14 protein-coding genes and 1 pseudogene are annotated in these 18,219 nt (G+C 63.9%); 7 read left to right on the top strand and 8 right to left on the bottom strand.

Annotated features, from left to right (window positions below):
- Positions 1–241 precede the first annotated feature (241 nt).
- The 8 genes from AC4NN3_RS05375 to AC4NN3_RS05340 all read right to left on the bottom strand — a co-directional run bounded on the left by AC4NN3_RS05375 (position 242) and on the right by AC4NN3_RS05340 (position 8,522).
- Positions 242–1,054 (bottom strand): glycerophosphodiester phosphodiesterase family protein, encoded by an 813-nt coding sequence (locus AC4NN3_RS05375; protein WP_491926057.1) that lies wholly within the window; start codon positions 1,052–1,054, stop codon positions 242–244.
- Between the two features lie 16 nt (positions 1,055–1,070).
- Positions 1,071–1,907: an ABC transporter permease gene (locus tag AC4NN3_RS05370; protein WP_491926056.1), complete on the bottom strand. Its 837-nt coding sequence runs from the start codon at positions 1,905–1,907 to the stop codon at positions 1,071–1,073.
- Entirely contained in the window at positions 1,907–2,767 is an 861-nt protein-coding gene (locus tag AC4NN3_RS05365) for an ABC transporter permease (protein WP_491926055.1), read from the bottom strand. The genes AC4NN3_RS05370 and AC4NN3_RS05365 overlap by 1 nt, the downstream gene beginning before the upstream one ends.
- Positions 2,767–3,822, bottom strand: a complete 1,056-nt coding sequence (locus AC4NN3_RS05360; protein WP_491926054.1) for an ABC transporter ATP-binding protein — start codon at positions 3,820–3,822, stop codon at positions 2,767–2,769. Before AC4NN3_RS05360 ends, AC4NN3_RS05365 begins: the two co-directional genes overlap by 1 nt.
- A gap of 57 nt (positions 3,823–3,879) precedes the next feature.
- Positions 3,880–5,124 carry an ABC transporter substrate-binding protein gene (locus AC4NN3_RS05355; protein ID WP_491926053.1) on the bottom strand — a complete coding sequence of 415 codons (1,245 nt, stop codon included), beginning with the start codon at positions 5,122–5,124 and terminating at the stop codon, positions 3,880–3,882.
- Positions 5,121–5,999, bottom strand: coding sequence for an inositol monophosphatase family protein (locus AC4NN3_RS05350; protein WP_491926052.1), 879 nt, complete (start codon positions 5,997–5,999; stop codon positions 5,121–5,123). Before AC4NN3_RS05350 ends, AC4NN3_RS05355 begins: the two co-directional genes overlap by 4 nt.
- Complete coding sequence (locus AC4NN3_RS05345) at positions 5,996–7,060, bottom strand: LacI family DNA-binding transcriptional regulator (protein WP_491926051.1); 1,065 nt, start codon at positions 7,058–7,060, stop codon at positions 5,996–5,998. The genes AC4NN3_RS05350 and AC4NN3_RS05345 overlap by 4 nt, the downstream gene beginning before the upstream one ends.
- Before the next feature lie 523 nt (positions 7,061–7,583).
- The gene (locus AC4NN3_RS05340) at positions 7,584–8,522 is read right to left on the bottom strand and encodes a LysR substrate-binding domain-containing protein (RefSeq protein ID WP_491926050.1); all 939 of its coding nucleotides are present in this window, start codon (positions 8,520–8,522) and stop codon (positions 7,584–7,586) included.
- A 125-nt stretch (positions 8,523–8,647) separates the two neighbouring features.
- Between AC4NN3_RS05340 and AC4NN3_RS05335 the strand changes: the two genes are divergently transcribed.
- The 7 genes and pseudogenes from AC4NN3_RS05335 (at position 8,648) to AC4NN3_RS05305 (ending at position 18,112) form a co-directional block, all read left to right on the top strand.
- On the top strand, positions 8,648–9,364 hold the full coding sequence (locus tag AC4NN3_RS05335) for an isochorismatase family protein (protein ID WP_491926049.1): 717 nt from the start codon (positions 8,648–8,650) through the stop codon (positions 9,362–9,364).
- A 67-nt stretch (positions 9,365–9,431) separates the two neighbouring features.
- Positions 9,432–10,973: an ABC transporter substrate-binding protein gene (locus tag AC4NN3_RS05330; RefSeq protein WP_491926048.1), complete on the top strand. Its 1,542-nt coding sequence runs from the start codon at positions 9,432–9,434 to the stop codon at positions 10,971–10,973.
- A gap of 11 nt (positions 10,974–10,984) precedes the next feature.
- On the top strand, positions 10,985–11,932 hold the full coding sequence (locus AC4NN3_RS05325) for an ABC transporter permease (RefSeq protein ID WP_491926047.1): 948 nt from the start codon (positions 10,985–10,987) through the stop codon (positions 11,930–11,932).
- 14 nt (positions 11,933–11,946) lie between these two features.
- Positions 11,947–12,834, top strand: coding sequence for an ABC transporter permease (locus AC4NN3_RS05320; RefSeq protein ID WP_491926046.1), 888 nt, complete (start codon positions 11,947–11,949; stop codon positions 12,832–12,834).
- Between the two features lie 14 nt (positions 12,835–12,848).
- Positions 12,849–14,807: an ABC transporter ATP-binding protein gene (locus AC4NN3_RS05315; protein ID WP_491926045.1), complete on the top strand. Its 1,959-nt coding sequence runs from the start codon at positions 12,849–12,851 to the stop codon at positions 14,805–14,807.
- Positions 14,797–16,062 carry an MFS transporter gene (locus tag AC4NN3_RS05310; RefSeq protein ID WP_491926044.1) on the top strand — a complete coding sequence of 422 codons (1,266 nt, stop codon included), beginning with the start codon at positions 14,797–14,799 and terminating at the stop codon, positions 16,060–16,062. Before AC4NN3_RS05315 ends, AC4NN3_RS05310 begins: the two co-directional genes overlap by 11 nt.
- Positions 16,063–16,064: 2 nt before the next feature.
- A pseudogene (locus AC4NN3_RS05305) lies at positions 16,065–18,112 on the top strand (MFS transporter).
- Positions 18,113–18,219 lie beyond the last annotated feature (107 nt).

The following is an 18,219-nucleotide window of genomic DNA, read 5'->3' as shown; positions in this document are numbered from 1 at the left end:
CTTGATCAGGGTTCGGCGGTTGCAGCCCTCGTTCAGCAGCGGGCCATAACTCTGGGCAAAGGCACGGCGCGGGAGCAGACCATGTTCGGCCGTCCGTATGTGACAACCGGGTCCGGTACGGACGGTTACTGCTCGGTGGGCCCCGCGACCACTGAAGTCCGGTGCAGCACCGCGCGCCAGCCCCGAAAGGCCGCTGACAGCGAAGGGTGGCTGCCTCGTCGAGCGAAGGTGAGCGAGTGGGTCAGCCGATGGTCAGCTTGTGCTTTGCGGCAAGGCCCTGCAGCCATTCGACATCGTCGCCCGAGAGGGTGTCGATGAGCCCGGCCCGCAGATAGTTCACCAGCGCCGGCGTCCAGCCCAGGCCGGCCCGGTCAATCCGTTCGAGGGCCTGTGGACTATAGGCATGGCAGCGGATGGCGATACCGGCATCGTGCAGCGCAGCCGCATCGTCGGCATGGAAGGCTGACAGGTCGATGCAGAGTTCGTCGAGGTCAGCCGCGCGGGCGACGGCCACCGGATCGGCATAGCGCTCATGCACGATGCCGCCGGTGCGGATGCCCGGGATCGCCGCCTTGATGGCTTTGAGATGGGCGTGATCGAACGAGATCATCATCACGCGGCCCAGATCGGCAGGGTCGCTCAGGGCGGCCTCGAGCGCGATGTCATAGGCATCAAGGTGCAACTTCTCCTTCACCTCGATTTCCAGAACCAGGTCCAGTTCATGGGCGAGGTCGAGCACGGCGCGCAGCGTCGGCACAGGCTCGCCGGCATAGCGCGGATCGAACCAGGCGCCGGCATCGAGCGCGGCGATCTCGGCTGCGCTCAGGTCCTTGACGGCGCCCGATCCATTGGTGGTCCTATCGACCAGAAGATCGTGCAGCACGACGATCTGGTGGTCGGCAGTCAGGACAGTATCGATTTCCATGCTGCTGGCGCCGTGGCTATGCGCGGCGCGCAAGGCCGCCAGGGTGTTTTCCGGGGCTGCCAGGCTATGGCCGCGATGGCCGCACAACCGGATGAAGCCGGTATCCTTGAAGAGAAAGCTTTGCGACATGATGGGTCCTTTGGGTTCAGAGTTTGCCCATGCCTGCCGCCATGACATCGTCCTTGGCGAGGCGTTGGGCGAGAATGAAGATCAGCAGCATGGGCAGGAGCAGGATGAAGGTAACGACAGCGGCGGTCGGCAGCACAAGCGCCTCGCCGCCCAGATAGCTCCACAGCTGGGTGGCCAGGGTCCGCACCTTGGGGGCGCCCACCATGAAGCTTTTTTCGAACTCCTCGAAGGAGGCAATGAAGGTCAACAGCCCTCCTGCGGCAAACCCGGGCCAGGCCAGCGGCAGGGCAATCCGGGTCACCGCGACGAAGGGCGTCGCCCCCAGGCTGCGGGCGGCATAGATCAGCTCATTGGGAATACCCTCGAGCGTGGCGGTGAGGATGCGGATCATGAAGGGCAGGGTGCCCACGATCTGCACCAGGATGACGCCCAGCACCGTACCGGCGAGCCCGAAGCGGAAGAAAATCTCCCCCAGGCTGACGGCGACCACGATGCCCGGAACAATCACCGGCGCCAGCACGAAGACCTCGACCAGCCGCTTGAGCCGAAAGGGGAACTGGGCCAGCGCCCAGGCGGTGGGGAAGGCCAGCGCGCCCGTCACGGCGGTGACGATGATGGAAATCAAGAGGCTGATCCCCGCCGCCGGGAGGATATAGCGGTCGGCCAGCACTTCCTGCCAGGCCGAGAGCGAAAACGAGCGCGGAATGATGTCGGGCGGAAACCAGCCCACTGCAGGATCATAGAAAGCCCAGAGCGCCACGATGGCGATGGGAAAGAACAGGGTCAGCGCCAGATAGCCATAGAGACTGAGTCCAACCAGGCCCTGTCCGCGCGCCGGTTTTTGCCGGACCATCACGCGACCCCTTTGGTGGAGCGCCCGGACGAGCCGATAATGGCATAGTAGGCGAGCAGGACGGCAACGGCCATGATGCTGAGCAGCGTCCCCATGGCGTAGACCATAGGCCAGTTTCCCTTCTGGAAGCCTTCGGCGAACATGTGCACGCTCAGCGGCAGTGGATAGGCGGGCCCTAGCAGGCTGGGAATGACATAGGAGCCGAGCGAGCCGATGAAGCTGAGCAACACAGCCGCAGTGATGCCCGGCTGCGCGAGGGGGAGTTGGACACGCCAGAGGATGGTCAACTGCCCGGCGCCGAGGGTGCGGGCCGCCGCCAGCACGTCCTTGCTGATGGCCGCCATGGCGCCGGTAATGATCAGCGTCATGAAGGGGATGGTTTTCCAGGCCGAACCGACAATGGCGCCGAGCCCCAGCGGATCGCGCACCAGGCGCGGCATGGGCAGGCCGAGCGGCGTGATCAGGCGCTCTGCCATGCCGCCGCGATCGAGCACGATCATCACGAGAAATCCGGCCACGATGCCCGGCACCACCAGCGGGATCTTGTACAGCGTGCCGAACAGCGTGCGCGAACGCTCATTGGCCTGCATCAGGGCCGAGAGCGGCAGGGCAACCGCGAGACTGAGCAGGGTCGGTGCCACGCCCAGCCAGAGCGAGAAGGCCAGCCCGTCCATATAGACCGGATTGGCGAACACGGCCTGCCAGGTGACCAGGCTCAGGGTCGGCGCACCCTCGGCCTGACTGGTAAAACTGCCATAGACGACCCGCAGCAGCGGCAGGCCGAATAGGGCGATCAGATAGCCGAGCCCGGGCAGCAGGCACAGCAGCAGCGTCGACAGGCGGACCTCTCTGTCCATCATCACACTGCCTCCCGGCTGGGGGCGTAGCGGCGCAGCAGGTGCAGGCGTGGCGGCGCGACGAGGCGGACCTTCTGTCCCCGGGGCAGGATGGGGCTGCCGCCGCCCGAGGCGATCGAGCGGAAGGTCTGGCCGGCGGCCGCAATCCAGTAATGGGTGGCGGCGCCCATGAACATCGACTGCTCGATGACACCGTGTTCGTCGCTCTCGACCGGCTCGACCTGCAGATCCTCGGGGCGAATGGCAACGCCCTCGACATCACTGGCATCGGGGTTTTCCAAAGGGCGCACGTCGCCCCAGGGCAGTAGGCAACTGCCCTGGTCGATCTGCGCTTCGATCACATTGGTCATGCCGAGAAACTCGGCGGTGAAGCGATATGTTGGCCGGCGATAGAGGTCGATTGGTGCGCCGCGCTCGACGATTTCGCCCTCCTTCATCACCACGATCTCGTCGCCCAGCGCCATGGCTTCGGACTGGTCATGGGTGACATAGACGGACGTGATGCCGAGCTTGCGCTGCAGCGCCCGCAGGTCCTCGCGCAGACTGTCGCGCAGCTTGGCGTCCAGATTGCTCAACGGCTCGTCAAACAGCAGCACATCCGGCTCGATGACGATCGCCCGCGCCACCGCGACGCGCTGCTGCTGGCCGCCCGAGAGCTGCTTGGGCAGCCGATCGGCATAGTCGCCCAGGCCGACCGTCTGCAGCGCTGCGGTAACCCGGCGCTCGATCTCCTGGCGCGCGACCCGCCGCATTTCCAGCCCGAAGGCGACATTGCGCGCCACGCTGAGATGAGGAAACAGCGCATAGGTCTGGAACACCAGGCCGAAATTGCGCTTTTCGGGCGCCACATCGTCGATGCGCCGCTCGTTGAGCCAGATGCCGCCCGCGCTGGGGTCGGAAATCCCGGCAATGGTCCGCAGCAGCGTGGTTTTGCCGCAACCCGACGGGCCGAGCAGGACCACGAGATGGCCCGCCGGGATCTCGAGATCGATGCCCTTGAGCACGAGATTGCTGCCAAACTGCTTGGTGAGTTGGCGGATGGACAGTGAGGCCCGCATGATGCTCCCTTTCATGGCGGTGGCGCCACACGGCGCCACCGCCACTGTCGCTGGCTGTTACTGACGCAGGACATTGGCCGTGAAATAGGCCGACAGCTGCGCACCGAGTTTGGAGGGCATGCCGATCCGGGCGCGGCCGGCATACTGATCGGTCGGGATCAGCCGGGCGACCTGCTCGGGAGTGAAGGCGGCGGCGGGATCGAGATCGGTGCGGGCCGAGCGCGAGCCGTTGATCTGCAGCTTCTGCAGCTGCACGTCACTGCTGACAAGGAAGTCGAGCAGCAGCAGGCCCGCGGCGGGATGAGCGCCACCAACGGGCAGCATCAGCCCGTCGCCGCCACCAACCTGGCCTTCTTCCAGCAGCTGCTGGCGCACGGTCGGTGGCAGGAGTCCGCGGCCGATGAAGTCATAGGCCATGTCTTCCCAGGCAGTGCCGATGGCCCCGGCGCCATTGGCGATCAGGTTGAGCGTGTCGGCATTGCCATTGGTCAGCTCGACCACGGGCAGCAGCGCCGCGTAATAGTCCCAGACCGGCGTCATGCAGTCGCTGGCGGCAAAGGCGTCGGCCTCCTGCTCGGTGATGGCCCAGTTGACGAAGTTGGCCCGGCACGCATCGCCAGCCACCTTGGCCAGCGCGAGCGACTGCATGAAGCCGCTGCCCGAACCGCCACCGGTCGGCGAGGTGACGATGAACTTGCCCGGATTGGCCGTGGCCCAGTCGAGCAGGTCGTCAAAAGTGGTCGGCACCGAGGCTTCGTCGACAACGCGGGTGTCGTAGACGATCGCGGTCTGGTTGCGATGGAACGGCAGGAAGATACCGCCATGGTCGACGCCGCTGGTCACAGTGGCAATATCGGGATTGAGCGCGGCGCCATTGGGCAGCAGGGTGTGCAGCGGCAGGTTGGCGATGACGCCTTCGCCGCTCAGCAGGGGCAGGCTGCCCGAGCTGACAAAGTAGGCGTCGGCGGGCGCCGCCGCACCGGAATTATGCGCGGCGATCAGCTGCTGGTTGGCAGCGGCGCCCTCGCCGCGGATATAGTCGACGGTGATGCCGTATTCTGCTTCGAATTGCGGGATCAGCGTCTCGGAAAACAGCGGGCCGAAGCTGTCGGTGAAGTCGTAGAAGGTCAGGCTGCCCTCTTCTTTTGCCAAGGGAACGATGACATCATAGAAGTTGTCTGCCGTCAGGGTGGCGAGGTCGAATCCGGGATCGGTGTTGAAACTGCCCGCGCCGACGGGCTCCACGGCGAAAGCGGTGGTGCTCATCAGCAGGGTGATAGACGCCGTAATCAAGGCTTTCATGTTGTCGTCTCCACGTTGAGGGAAGGCATGCGATCACTCGCAAAATCTCCGGCACTCCGTTGCTCATTTTCCCGATGAAGCGGAGTGCCGGAAAACAGGTCTGGCAAAATGGCCAGTAAGGCGTCGGAGATCGCCGGCGCGGCGGCATAGACCGGGGCGCCATTGGCGAGCCCGCCTGCTGCCAGATAGTTGCCGGTGACAGCGCCCGCGCACGCAGCGAGATAAAGTCCGCCGATGGCGTCCCAGGGGTTCATGTGCGGCTCGACATAGGCATCGAGCCGCCCGGCAGCGACATGGGCCAGGCACAGCGCACCGGCGCCAAGTCGCCGGTACTCAGCGCCGGCTGTAAACAGGGCATGGACCATGTCCCCACCCAGCCCGATCGCGTGACGCGGCGAAAAGCCGAGGCCGATGACGGCTTCGCCCAGGTCGGCCTGGTGCGCGCAGCGGATCGGCGTCCCATTGAGCCGGGCAATCCGGTCCGGGCCGGCGAAGAACAGCTCGTTACGCAGCGGATCCAGCGTCCAGGCGGCGATTGGCGCGCCGTCCTTGAGCAAGGCCAAGGCGACGCAAAAATAGGGCAGGGTGCGGCTGAAATTGACCGTGCCGTCGACTGGGTCGATGACCCAGGTAAACCCTGTCTCCAGCGGTCCGCCGCCAAATTCCTCCCCGATGAATCCATCTGCCGGGAAGCCTGCAGAAACAGCCTCTCGCGCCAGGCGTTCGATGGCAAAGTCGGTTTCGGTGACGACGTCGCCCGGCCCCTTGCTCCGGACGGCGAGTTGGGGGTCGTTGAAGGCGGCGAGGGCCAGTGTGCCGGCCTGTTGCATCAGTTTGTGCGCCAGTTCGAGCCGGCGGCTTGTTGGGTCGGTCATGCTTGGCCCTTGCAGGTGAGGCGGGGGATCAGAGTGGGTGCGCAATAGATGACGCCGTCATCGCTATGGCGCTGCTCCAGCGAGACAGGGGCAGCCGCGCCGCCATCCTCGCGGCGATGGCTGTCGATATAGTGCAGGACCTGGCTGACCATGGTGTCGAGCGGTTGCTCGAACGTGGTCAACTGGTAGGGCGTCCAGGACGAGGCCGACAGATTGTCAAAGCCGATCAGCGACAGGTCGTCGGGAATGGTCACGCCCTGGCCGCGCAGCCCATCATAAAAGCCCAGCGCCATGGCGTCGTTGGTGGAAAACACCGCTTCGGGCCGCTGCCCGGCCGGCAGTTGCAGGTACGCGGCCGCGCAGGCTTTGCCCACCTCGATGGTCATGCTCTGGCTGTGCCACACCAGCGGTTCGTGTCCCGCTTCCCGCAGGGCGTCGACATAGCCTCTGGTGCGTTCGGTGGCGGCCCAGCCGTCCTTGAGACCGGCGAGCACCAGATATTTCCGTCGCCCCTCGGCCATCAGCAGCTTTGCCGCCATGGCCCCGCCTAGCGGATTGTCCGTGGCAATGGCAAAGGCGCTCTGGTGATTGGCCGGCCGGTTGAGGGCGGCAAAGAACTGTCCGCGTTCGAGGATGGCTTCGGCCCGCTCATGGGCGATATTGCCTGCCGTGACGATGACGCCGCGGGTCCTCCAGGCGATGGTTTCCACCAGCAGGCGATCGACCTCATCGTCGCTTTCGGCATAAAACAGCAGCGGCTTCATGTGCCACTCCTGAAACGCGCTGAGCAGATGCGAGAGCACCTGGGCGCGCCAGTCAAAGCTCAACCGCGTCGTGATGACTGCAACCAGAGGCGCGTCGCCGGTCACCATGCTGGCGGCCAGAGCATTGGGCTGCCAGCCGATTTCGGCGGCCACCCTGAGGATGCGCTCTCGGGTTTCAGGGGCGATACGGCCATTGCCGGTAAAGGCGCGGCTAACCAGCGCCTGTGAGACATTTGCAGCGCGCGCCACATCCCGCGACGTGACGGCCCGAGTTTTGGACAGCGCTGCGCGGTTCATGCAGGCAACAGCGTCGAGTGTAGGGTGTTACGTATTACGTATTACCCTCATCTGTCTAACCTCGCTCCGCTTGAACTTTAGGTGATTGGCTTGGATGGGACTCCTTTTAGAGAGGGTGTGTGACACCTCGTCGGCGCTAAGATGACAGTTTGACCATGGGTCCAGGTTACGATCGGATGTGCTGACCTTGATGCCAGGCCCTCAATGATCTCGCTGTGACGCGCGCCCGACCGGGTCGCATCCTGGCTGATGATCGGGGTCATATTGGTCATAGTCGCGCAGTCGAAATAGACCAGTTTCGGGTCACTAAGCGCTGCCAGCCGATGCACGAAGCGGGTTTTGCCGGCGCCCGCGGCGGACTCGATGACCAGCGGGGCTGTTGGCGGCATATTTCGGAAAGCTGTCGGCGACCCGGCCCGCTCTTTCAAACTGCCGATGCCGACTCAGCGCACGTACCAGCCTCGCGAGGAAGGTCTATACAGGCACTGCTGCCGGCGGGCGCTTTGTTCCCGCTTCGACAAATTCAGCCCTGGCGAATTGGTCGGCCAAGACCGCGCCGGTCCGAAAGGAGGGATGTCGTCGCGCTCATCTCCTGTTGCAGCCAGAGCATGAAGGCGTCAACGATAGGCTTTCTGGCTCTGTGGTCGGGTTGCAGCAGGTAGTATGCGCGACCCGAGGGAACCCTCGCAGAATGAACTTCGACAAGCGATCCGTCTGCAAGCTGATCGGCGATCATGGCCTCCTCGGCGATGACGATGCCCATACCTTTCTCAGCGGCCCCGTAGGATAAGGCGGAGTTGAACAGAATCGTCCCTCGATCGAGATGAATGTTCGGCACGCCTGCGCCCAGACACCACAGGGACCAGTCATCGAGGCGTTTCATCGTGTGGATGACCGCAACTGTCTCGCCCGCTAGGAACTTTCCCAGGTCAGTCCGCCGGGCAACTTCCGGGGACGCAACGGCAACGAGGTCTATGTCAAAGAGCTTGGTGGTCAGGAAGCCGCCCCATTGATCCTGTCCGGTCGTGATCGCTACATCGCCGACCCCGTCAAACTGGACATTCGAGGATTCCACCGCCGTCACGGTCAGGCTGGCCGCGGGCCAGGCGCGCTGGAAGCTGGATAGCCTGGGAAGCAACCAGTAGGATGCGAATGTGGGCGTGGTCTTGACGACGAGGGCATTGGGTCGGGCCAAGGCACGTATTGTCTCGAAGGCGCTTTCAATGTCGCGTAGCGCCCCGACATTGAGTCCAAGATAAAGGCGGCCTAGTTCGGTCAGCTTCACATGCCGCGCCTCGCGCCGGAACAGTTCCCCCCCAACACGATCCTCAAGCAGCCGCACCTGTTGGCTGATCGCCCCTTGCGTCAGGTTAAGCTCTTGGGCTGCCTTGGAAAAACTCTCCAGCCGGGCGCTCGCCTCAAACGAACGCAGGCTGGCGAGGGAAGGGAGGGGCTGGGGCATCTATTAGTCCGGCTTATGAGAACCCGCAGTTAGTTTCGCTTGAACCCGCGCCAAATGCAAATACTCTGATCATAGCTAGAAAATGCCTAATAACTAGGCATAAGCCACGAATACGGAGTGTGATCATGTATGGCTGGGAAAACTTCCTGAGCGAGCGCGACAAACAGCACGATCTGCAGTGGGGCAAAAAGGAACTGTCGGGCTTCGGCAGTAAGCCGGCCCTGGTGCTCATCGACATGTACTACAGCGTCGTTGGCCTGACGCGCGAACCGATCTTTGAATCGATGAAGACCTGGCCGGGCAGCACGGGCCTGGAAGGCTGGGCCGCGGTCGACAAGACGGCCGAACTGCTCGCAGTAGCGCGGGAAACCGGTGTCCCGGTGGTGCACATCAAGGGCCTGAACAACGGCATGAAGCCATGGGTGCACCGCAAGCGCGGCCCATCCACCATGAGTGCCGAGATGAGGCTCAAGGGCGAGCAGATCTGCGACGAGGTTGCGCCCATTGCCGGCGAGGTTGTGATCGAAAAGACCGCCCCGAGCGCCTTCCAGGGGACACCGCTGTCCTTCCACCTGATTTCCATGGGCATCGACACGGTGATCCTGTGCGGCGAGTCGACCAGCGGCTGCCTGCGCGCCAGCGCCGTCGATGCGGCCACCCACCGCTTCAAGGTCGGTGTGCCGGCCGACTGCGCCTACGACCGCACCGAGGCATCACACTGGATGAACCTTTACGACATGCATCAGAAATATGCCGATGTCGTCGATGCCGAAATGGCCAAGTCCTACTTCCGCAAGCTCGCGGCGGCCGCCGAGCCGGCGCTTGCCCGTATGGCCAGCTGATCGAATTCACGCGCGCGCCGCTCCCCCGTGGGGGCGGCCTTCCTGCTCCCCCTTCCGAGGAACAACAATGATTGGCGTCACCCGCAATTTGTTTGCTGCAAGCCTGACCCTGCTGGCATCCGTCGTTCTGGTCATGAGCGCCTCGTCCGCTGCCATTGCTCAGGGCAAGACGCTTACCGTCAGGTTTTACGACGATCCGGCCGGCTTTGATCCGGCCAACATCTTCCGCATCGAGAACGAGAATATAGCATTCAACATCTTCAGCGGATTGACCACTTATGATGGGGAAACCGGGGCAATCGTTCCCGATCTCGCCACGTCTTGGGAAACTGCCGACAACAAGACCTGGACGTTCAAGCTGCGCGAGGGCGTGACCTTCCACCAAGGCTACGGCGACTTCACCGCAGCGGACGTGATCTACAGCTTCAACCGCATCAGGGACCCCGCCACCGCCTCGCCATATGCCGCAGAACTGGCCGGCATCGTCAGCATGGAGGCCCCCGATCCCTACACGGTGATCATTGAGCTGGATGCGCCAAACGGCAACTTCCTGCACACCGTCGCCAATTACCACCAGGGCCAGATCGTCAGCCAGAAGGCCATCGAGGCGGCCGCCGATCAGGTCCGCTGGAAGCCTGTCGGAACCGGACCCTATTATCTCGATACCATCGATGTGAGCTCCCAGATCGTGCTCAAGCGGCACGAAGCATACCACAAGGGCCCGGCGCCCATTGAAACGCTGGTCTTCAACATCATCAAGGATGAGGCCACTGCCACTATCGCCCTGCGCAATGGGGAAGTGGACCTGGTGATGCGATCCAGCCAGGAAGAAAACCTGGCGACGCTGGAGGCTGAAGGCTTCACCATGAATTCAGTGATGGACTATGCCGTCGTCATCGGCGTGCTCAATCCCGAATTCGAGCCCTTCGCCAATCCATTGGTGCGCAAGGCCATGGCCCATGCGGTTGATTATGCCTCCATCACCCAGGCCATATCTCCCAGCCTGACCCAGCCGCACCACTCCATGCTGCTCCCCTGGATGGACGTCTATACTGACGAGATCCCCATCTACGAATACGACCCCGAAAAGGCAAAGGGCCTGCTGGCCGAAGCCGGCTATGCCGACGGCTTCACCTTCAAGAACCTGGGCACTTCGGCCCAGGGGGTCACCGAAATCCAGCAGTTCCAGATCGATTTCCTCAGCCAGGTCGGGATCAATATGGAAATGGAGCTGGTGGACACGCCGACGTTCAACCAGCGTCGCAATGCCGGCGATTTCGACATGGCTTCGCGTCTGCTGCCGGCCGTCAACCCCGACATGATCCTGTTCAGTTTCCTGCACCCCGACAACATGGTGCCCAATGGCCTCAACGGTGGCCGCTACGACAATCCCGAAGTCACGGCCCTGCTCGAAGCCGCCCGCGCTGAGCCCGACAAGGACGCCGCCTTCGAGATGTACAAGAAGGTCCAGCAGATCGTGGCCGATGACGCCGCCTATCTCCCGCTTTACTCGAACAACGTCTTCTGGCCCGGCAAGCCGCAAGTGACCGGGGTGCACATCAACTACCCCGCTCAGGTCAATTTCTACGACGTCGATATCGCCCAATAGGAGCGCCCGCCATGGCCGAATATACCGCAAAGAAACTGGCTCAGATGCTCATCACCGTCCTGGGTGTCATCACGCTGGTCTTCTTCACCCTGCGCCTCATTCCAGGCGATGCGGCTTCGGCCATGGCAGGGGATACCCTGTCCGGCGAGGCGCTGGAGGCCCTGCGCGACCAGATGGGTCTCGATGAGCCCCTGCTGAGCCAGTATATTGGCTTCCTGCGTGATCTGGCGATGGTCGACCTCGGTGAGACCATCACCACCCGCATCCCTATTGCCGACCTGCTGTGGCGCGCACTCCCGATCACGCTCTGCATCGCCATGGCGACCATTGTCCTCTCCATCGTCATCTCCATTCCGCTGGGCACCCTCGCCGCCTTCATGGCGCATAAGGGCCGTAACTGGCTCGACAACGGCTTGACCGGCGCGGCCATGCTCATCGACCTCATGCCGCCCTTCTGGACGGCCTTGGTCCTGCTGCTGATCTTCTCGCTCGGCTTGGGCTGGTTTCCCGCCTCCGGTCAGCTCGACTGGAACAATCCGGGCGGCGTGGCGCTGCGCCTTGCTTTGCCGGTCATCGTCCTCTCGCTATCGCAGGTGGCAACTTTGGCCCGCATCACCCGCACGGCGGTGCTCGAAGTGCTCAACGAGGACTATGTCCGCACCGCACGTTCCATGGGCTGGTCCGAACTGCGCGTGCTGTTCCGCCATGCCCTCAAGAACGCCGCTCTGCCCATCGCCACCGTGGTGGGTCTGAGCTTCGGCAACCTGCTCGGCGGCACGGTGATCGTGGAGTTCATCTTCACCATCCCCGGCGTGGGGAACCTGCTCATCGCCGGCATCAACAGCCGAGACTACCAGCTCGTTCAGACACTGATCGTGCTGTACGCGCTGCTGTTCGTCGTCATCAATTTCGCGACGGACCTCATCTACAAGACGCTCGATCCTCGCGTGCAGTTCTAGGCAAGGACACCATCATGGCAGATCTCTCGCTTCCCGCCGCGCCGACCCGCAAGTCCGGCCTGCTGGCCGCCGGCTCATTCATCACCCGACACCGGTTCCTGTCCCACCCCAAGGTGCGCCTGGCACTGGTGCTGCTGGTCCCCATCATCCTCCTCACCGTTTTCGCGCCGATCCTGCCGATCCAGAAGCCGCTTGAAACCAACCTGCGCGCCATGATGCAGTTCCCCTCCATCGAGCATGTCTTCGGCACCGACAAGATGGGCCGCGACATCTTCAGCCGCACCCTGGCCGGTGTGCAGGTCTCGCTGTTGGTCGGCTTCAGCGTCGCCGCCATCGCCTTGGTGTTCGGCATGGTGCTGGGCACGCTGGCCGGCTTTTACGGCGGCCTCATTAACCGCGCCATCATGACCGTAGTCGACATCTTCCTCGCCTTTCCCTCGCTGCTGCTGGCCATCGGGTTGGTCTCAGTGATGGGGACCGGCATGGTGCCGGTAATCCTCGCCATTTCGCTGGCTGATGTGCCGCGCTTCATCCGCCTGCAGCGTTCCCAGGTGCTCAGCCTGCGCTCCCGCGCCTTCATCGATGCGGCGCGTACCGTGGATGCCTCGCAATACTGGCTGATGACCCGCCATATCGTGCCCAATACCCTGGCCGCCATGCTGGTGGCCGCGAGCATCGCGGCGGCCAATGCCATCCTCGTCGAAGCCAGCCTGAGCTTTCTGGGCCTGGGCATCATGCCGCCGCAGCCCTCCCTGGGTAACATCGTGCGCGATGGCCAGACCTACCTGGAGCAGGCCTGGTGGATATCGACGCTGCCCGGGGTGGTCATCCTGCTGATCGCCGTCGGCCTGCACTTTCTCTCGGACGGCGTCCGCGAGTTGCTCGATCCACGCTCACGCTGACCGGAGGACACACCATGAACTACCAGGCTCCGGTCAAGACCACCTTGCTCGAACTGCGCAACCTGCGCACCGAATTCCATACCGCCACGGGCACGGTCAAGGCGGTAGACGGCGTCTCCTTCGCCATCGAGCGCGGCGAGCGCGTGGCGGTGGTGGGCGAGAGCGGCTCGGGCAAGAGCGCCATGGCCATGTCGATTCTGCGGCTGCTGACCCATCCCGGCAAGGTGGCCGGCGGCGAGGTGCTGCTTGATGGCCGCGATATTTCAAGACTCAGTGAAGGCCAGCTCAACGCCATCCGCGGCCGCCTTGTCGGCACCATTTTCCAGGATCCGATGTCCTCGCTCGACCCGGTCATGCGCATCTCCAAGCAGATGATCGAGCCGATCATGCGCAATCTGCGGCTCAACCGCGAGCAGGCGCGCGAGGAGGCGATCAAGTGGCTCGGCAAAGTCGGCATTCCCGAGCCCGAGCGCCGCATCGAGGCCTATCCCTTCGAGATGAGCGGCGGCATGCGCCAGCGCGTCATGATCGCCATGGCCCTGTCGAGCCGGCCGCAACTGGTCATCGCCGACGAGCCCACCACGGCGCTCGACGTCACCATCCAGGCCCAGATCGTCGAGGTGCTCAAGACCCTGACCGCCGAGTCCGGTGCCGCCATGTTGTTCATTACGCATGATCTGGGGCTGGTGGCGCGCTTCGCGCACAAGGTGGCGGTGATGTATGCCGGCCGCATCGTCGAGTTCGGCCGGGTCGAGGACATCTTCGCCCACCCCGCGCACCCCTATACCCAGAGCCTGCTCGGCACTATTCCAAGCACGTCCATGCTCAAGACAGAGCGCCTGCCACAGATCCCCGGCCTGCCGCCCGACATGCGCTTCCCTATCACCGGCTGCGCCTTCAAGGAACGTTGTGCCGCTGCCCATGACCGTTGCTGCGTCGAGGCGCCCCGCCTCACCGATCGCGGTATCGATCACACCGCTGCCTGCTGGGCCCCGCACGGGCTGGGCGAGGGGGCGACGCTCAAGGTCGAGCAGCCCAATCGTCCCAACAAGCCCTTCGAGCCCGATGGCAGCGTGGTGGTCGAGCTCAACGCCCTGTGGAAGCAGTTCGTCACCTCGCGCAACATGGTCGTGCGTGCCGTCAACGGCGTCAATCTGCGCGTCCACAAGGGGGAGACCCTCGGCATTGTCGGCGAAAGCGGCTGCGGCAAGAGCACCGTCGCCCGCCTGCTGCTCGGCCTCGAAAAACCAACCTCGGGCGATATCTACATCGCCGGCCTCGCCCAGATGGTGTTCCAGGACCCGGCCTCGTCCTTCAACCCAAAGATGACCATCGGCGACATTGTCGCCGAACCCCTGGTGGTCAAGGCGCGCGGCAGCAAGTCCGAACGGCTCGAAACCGTCCGGCGGCTGATCAGCCAGGTCGGCCTCGACCCAACTTTTGCCGAGCGCTATCCGCATCAGTTGAGCGGTGGCCAGCGCCAGCGCGTCGCCGTGGCCCGCGCCCTGGCGCTGAATCCATCCGTCGTGGTCGCCGATGAGCCGACTTCGGCGCTCGACGTCTCGGTCCGCGCCCAGATCATCAACCTGCTCGTCGACCTCAAGCAGGAACTGGGCATCAGCTTCGTCTTCATCTCCCATGACCTGTTGACTGTGCGCTATATCGCCGACCGCATCGCCGTCATGTATCTGGGCGAGGTGGTGGAATATGGCGCCGCCGAGGAAGTCTTCGCCGATCCGCGCCATCCCTATACCAAAGCGCTGATCGACGCCGTGCCCGTGCCCAATCCGGCCATCGAAAGCCGCCGCACCAGCACGCCCTTGCAGGGCGAACTGCCCAGCCCGCTCAACCTGCCGACTGGCTGCGCCTTTGCCTCGCGCTGCCCCATGGCCACCGATCACTGCCGCGCCGAAAAGCCGGCGCTGCCCACTCATGACCTCGCAAGACAGGTAGCCTGCCATTATGCCAACTGAAATTGCGTCTGTTGACCCCGCAGCGCGCTTCGCCCGCTTCGGTGTCATTGGCGGCGGTGTGTTCTTCACCATCCAGGGTCTCGCCAACCCGTTCTTTGCCCTCTACGCCACCGAACTAGGCGCCTCCACCTTCGCCGTTGGGCTGATGGTGACGCTCAAGGCCCTGCTGCCCATCGTCATCGCCATGCCGGCCGGCCAGCTCATCGATTCGATCGGGCCGATGAAGATGCTGAAATACGGCTCCTGGTTCCTGCTCGCCTCGCTGGTCTGCACGGTCTTTGCCACCGGCATACCACTGCTGGCGCTGTCGCAGGTGCTCATCGGCGCCTCGGTCGTGATCATGGCCTCCTCCTTCCAGGTGCTGGTGGCGCAGGGCGATCGCGAAAAACGCAACGACGCGATCAAGCAATATTCCATGTGGATGTCAGGCGGCGGCATGCTCGGGCCCATTATCGGTGGCCTCATCGCCTCGACCTTCGCCGCGCCCAATGACGGCTATCGCGCCGCCTTCGTCGCCTCCCTCGTGGCCTGCATCTTGTTCATGATGGCGCTGTTCTGGCTGAGCGCACGCTACCCCCATCCCGATGCCAGCCATGTCCGGGTCCGCGAGGTCTTCAGTCCATCTGGGATTCTCACGAGCTACAAGCGCGGCATTGGCCTCGCCGGTTCTCGACCGGTGCAGTTCGGGCTGACCGGCACCTTCCTCGTCATGTATATCCAGGCGCTCTATATGAGCTTCCTGCCGCTCTATCTGTCCCAGAACGGCTTTGCCACCTTCCTTATCGCGCTGACCATTTCGCTTAAGGGTCTGGCGGGCATGCTGTCCCGTTTCGCGCTCAACGGGCTGATGAAGCGCTACTCCCTCGAAATCATCCTGCTCTGCGCCGGCACTGTCGCCGCTATCGGCGTTGTCCTGACGCCGTTGGCTGTAGGCAATCAGGTGACTATGTTAGCCTTGGCAGCCGTCATCGGCGGCGCGGTCGGCGTCAATCTGCCCGTCAGTATCATGATCATGGTCGATGCGGTGGGCGAGAATGAGCGCGGCAAGCTCATGGGCCTGCGCCTGCTCGCCAACCGCTTCTCCCAGGTGCTCAGTCCCGCCATGTTTGGCATTCTCGGGCAGCTCTTCGGGCTGACAGCGGCCTTTTACAGCGGCGGCGCCGTGCTGGTCGCTACCGTGGTCGGCTTTTCCGCCTACACCATGCATCAGGGTCCACTCAAAACGCCGGACAAGTCCGTCGAGCCGGCGGAATAGGTATGAACGCGCTCTTTGGCGACCTGCCGATCAATCCGGCCACCTGGCGTGAAACCCTCAAGGCCATGCCATACCTGCCAATAACACTGGTGGCCGTGGCCGGCCATATGATGCTGTTCGGCATGCTGACGCCGGTCATGGCCATCTATGCCCAGAGCTTTGCCGTCCCCGACTGGCAGATCGGCTTGATGATCACCGTCTTCGCGGCCGGACGCCTCGCCGCAGACCTGCCGGCTGGCCACTTTGCCTCACGCGTCGGCATCCGGCCGCTGCTCGGATTCGGCCTCCTGCTCTGCTCCCTCGGTGCCGTCCTCGGCGCCCTGGCGCCCAGCTACGCCATGCTGCTGACCGGACGTGTCATGCAGGGCATCGGTTCGGGCCTGTTCATGACCGCCGCCATGATCTACCTGGCGCAGAACAGCGACCGCCGCAGCCGCGGCAAGGTCATGTCGATGTTCCAGGGCGCAACCCTGGTCGGGGGTGCCTTCGGCCCCAGCGTCGGCGGGCTCGCCGCCAGTCTCTTTGGCCTGTCAGGGCCGTTCTGGGTTGCCGCCGTGATCGGCCTCGTCACCGGCCTGCTGCCGCTGATCCTGTTCAAGGAAACCGCCATCCAACGCGACGAGCCGCAGCAGGCTGGATCGCGCGGCGCACTCGGCCTGCTGCTGATCTTCCCCTTCCTCTGCGTCCTGCTCGCCAATTTCGGCTTCTTCCTTACCCGCACTGCCGGGCAGTGGCAGATGATCCCCCTACTGGCCGACCAGCGCTATGCCATCGGTCCCGAACAGCTCGGCCTCGCCATGTCGCTGTCGGCGGTGGCCAATCTCGTCGCCCTGCCGGTCGCGGCCTATATCGTCGACCGGATGCCGCGCGCCACCATCATCGCCTTCTCGCTGCTGGCCACGGCTGCCGCCCTTACCGGCATCGCCATGGCCGACAGCGCAGCGATGCTGTTCGCCGGTATGATCGCCATTGGCCTGGCCACCGGCATCGGCGGCCCCGCCATCGGCGCCTATGCGGTCGATGTCGTCCCGGCCCGCCAGCAGGGCTCGGCCATGGGCGTGCTGCGCTTTGCCGGCGACTTCGGTTACCTCGTTGGTCCGCTGGCCATCGGCACCATCGTCGATGTCAGCGAGCTCGGCTACGACGGCGGCCTCTTCATCAACGCCCTGCTTCTCGTTGCCTTCGGCGCCGTCTTCGTGCTCGGCGGCCGGCGCCTGCTGATCACAACCCCACACGAGCACACCCATCCCCGCGAACCTAGGAGACCTTTGATCATGACGGACCGTATCTGGGACAAGTATCTGAGCGAAGAAGACAAGGCGGTGTTCGCCTCTTCGGGCTTCGGCTCGCTGGCCGAATGGGGCAAGCGTCCTGCTCTGCTGGTGATCGACGTCAACCACGCCTTCTGCGACGAGAAGCCGACGCCGATCCTGGAAAGTATCAAGAAGTGGCGCACCTCCTGCGGCGAATATGCCTGGGAAGCCATGCCGGTGCTGGAAAAGCTCATCGATACCTGTCACGGCAAGGGCATCCCGGTGATCTACACCACCGGCACCCAGCGCGCCGACAAGTGGGACGCCGGCTCCTGGGCCTGGAAGAGCGCGCGCCGCAAGGACGAAGCTCTCGCCCCGGCGCCAATTCTGACCAGCGATGGCCGGGACGGCAACGACATCGTCGCCGAAATCGAGCCCGGACCGCGCGACATCGTCATCCGCAAGCAAAAGCCCTCGGGCTTTGCCGGGACGCCGCTGGTCTCCTATCTGCAACTGCTGGGCTGCGACACGTCATCGTCACCGGCACCACCACGTCGGGCTGCGTCCGCGCCACCGTGCTCGACGCCTTCTCGCTGAACTACCGCGTCACCGTGGTTGAGGACGGCTGCTTTGACCGCGCCCAGGCCAACCACGCCATCAACCTCTGTGACATGCATGCCAAATACGCCAACGTCATGCCGTCCGACGAGGTGATCGGGCATCTGAACACCCTTAGCCAGGGCATGTATGACCTGCCCTCGGGCGCCGGCATGGAGCGCGTCGCGGCAGCCGAGTGATCTCTGGTGCCTCCGTGCCATCGTTGCGATGGCACGGAGACTATCGTCCTGTTGACCTCCACGACCCGTCATCACGAGCTCATCGGCGGTGCGGCAGCTTCTTTAAC

This window comes from Devosia sp. MDV22-iso42 (assembly GCF_058629155.1).
This window is presented reverse-complemented; position numbering and strand designations above follow the sequence as displayed.

Coding starts and splice junctions, on each gene's coding strand:
- AC4NN3_RS05365 (WP_491926055.1), bottom strand. CDS start 2,767: ATGATGGACAGAGAGGTCCGCCTGTCGACGCTGCTGCTGTGCCTGCTG.
- AC4NN3_RS05335 (WP_491926049.1), top strand. CDS start 8,648: ATGTATGGCTGGGAAAACTTCCTGAGCGAGCGCGACAAACAGCACGAT.
- AC4NN3_RS05325 (WP_491926047.1), top strand. CDS start 10,985: ATGGCCGAATATACCGCAAAGAAACTGGCTCAGATGCTCATCACCGTC.
- AC4NN3_RS05315 (WP_491926045.1), top strand. CDS start 12,849: ATGAACTACCAGGCTCCGGTCAAGACCACCTTGCTCGAACTGCGCAAC.
- AC4NN3_RS05320 (WP_491926046.1), top strand. CDS start 11,947: ATGGCAGATCTCTCGCTTCCCGCCGCGCCGACCCGCAAGTCCGGCCTG.
- AC4NN3_RS05350 (WP_491926052.1), bottom strand. CDS start 5,999: ATGACCGACCCAACAAGCCGCCGGCTCGAACTGGCGCACAAACTGATG.
- AC4NN3_RS05340 (WP_491926050.1), bottom strand. CDS start 8,522: ATGCCCCAGCCCCTCCCTTCCCTCGCCAGCCTGCGTTCGTTTGAGGCG.
- AC4NN3_RS05370 (WP_491926056.1), bottom strand. CDS start 1,907: ATGGTCCGGCAAAAACCGGCGCGCGGACAGGGCCTGGTTGGACTCAGT.
- AC4NN3_RS05355 (WP_491926053.1), bottom strand. CDS start 5,124: ATGAAAGCCTTGATTACGGCGTCTATCACCCTGCTGATGAGCACCACC.
- AC4NN3_RS05330 (WP_491926048.1), top strand. CDS start 9,432: ATGATTGGCGTCACCCGCAATTTGTTTGCTGCAAGCCTGACCCTGCTG.
- AC4NN3_RS05310 (WP_491926044.1), top strand. CDS start 14,797: ATGCCAACTGAAATTGCGTCTGTTGACCCCGCAGCGCGCTTCGCCCGC.
- AC4NN3_RS05360 (WP_491926054.1), bottom strand. CDS start 3,822: ATGCGGGCCTCACTGTCCATCCGCCAACTCACCAAGCAGTTTGGCAGC.
- AC4NN3_RS05345 (WP_491926051.1), bottom strand. CDS start 7,060: ATGAACCGCGCAGCGCTGTCCAAAACTCGGGCCGTCACGTCGCGGGAT.
- AC4NN3_RS05375 (WP_491926057.1), bottom strand. CDS start 1,054: ATGTCGCAAAGCTTTCTCTTCAAGGATACCGGCTTCATCCGGTTGTGC.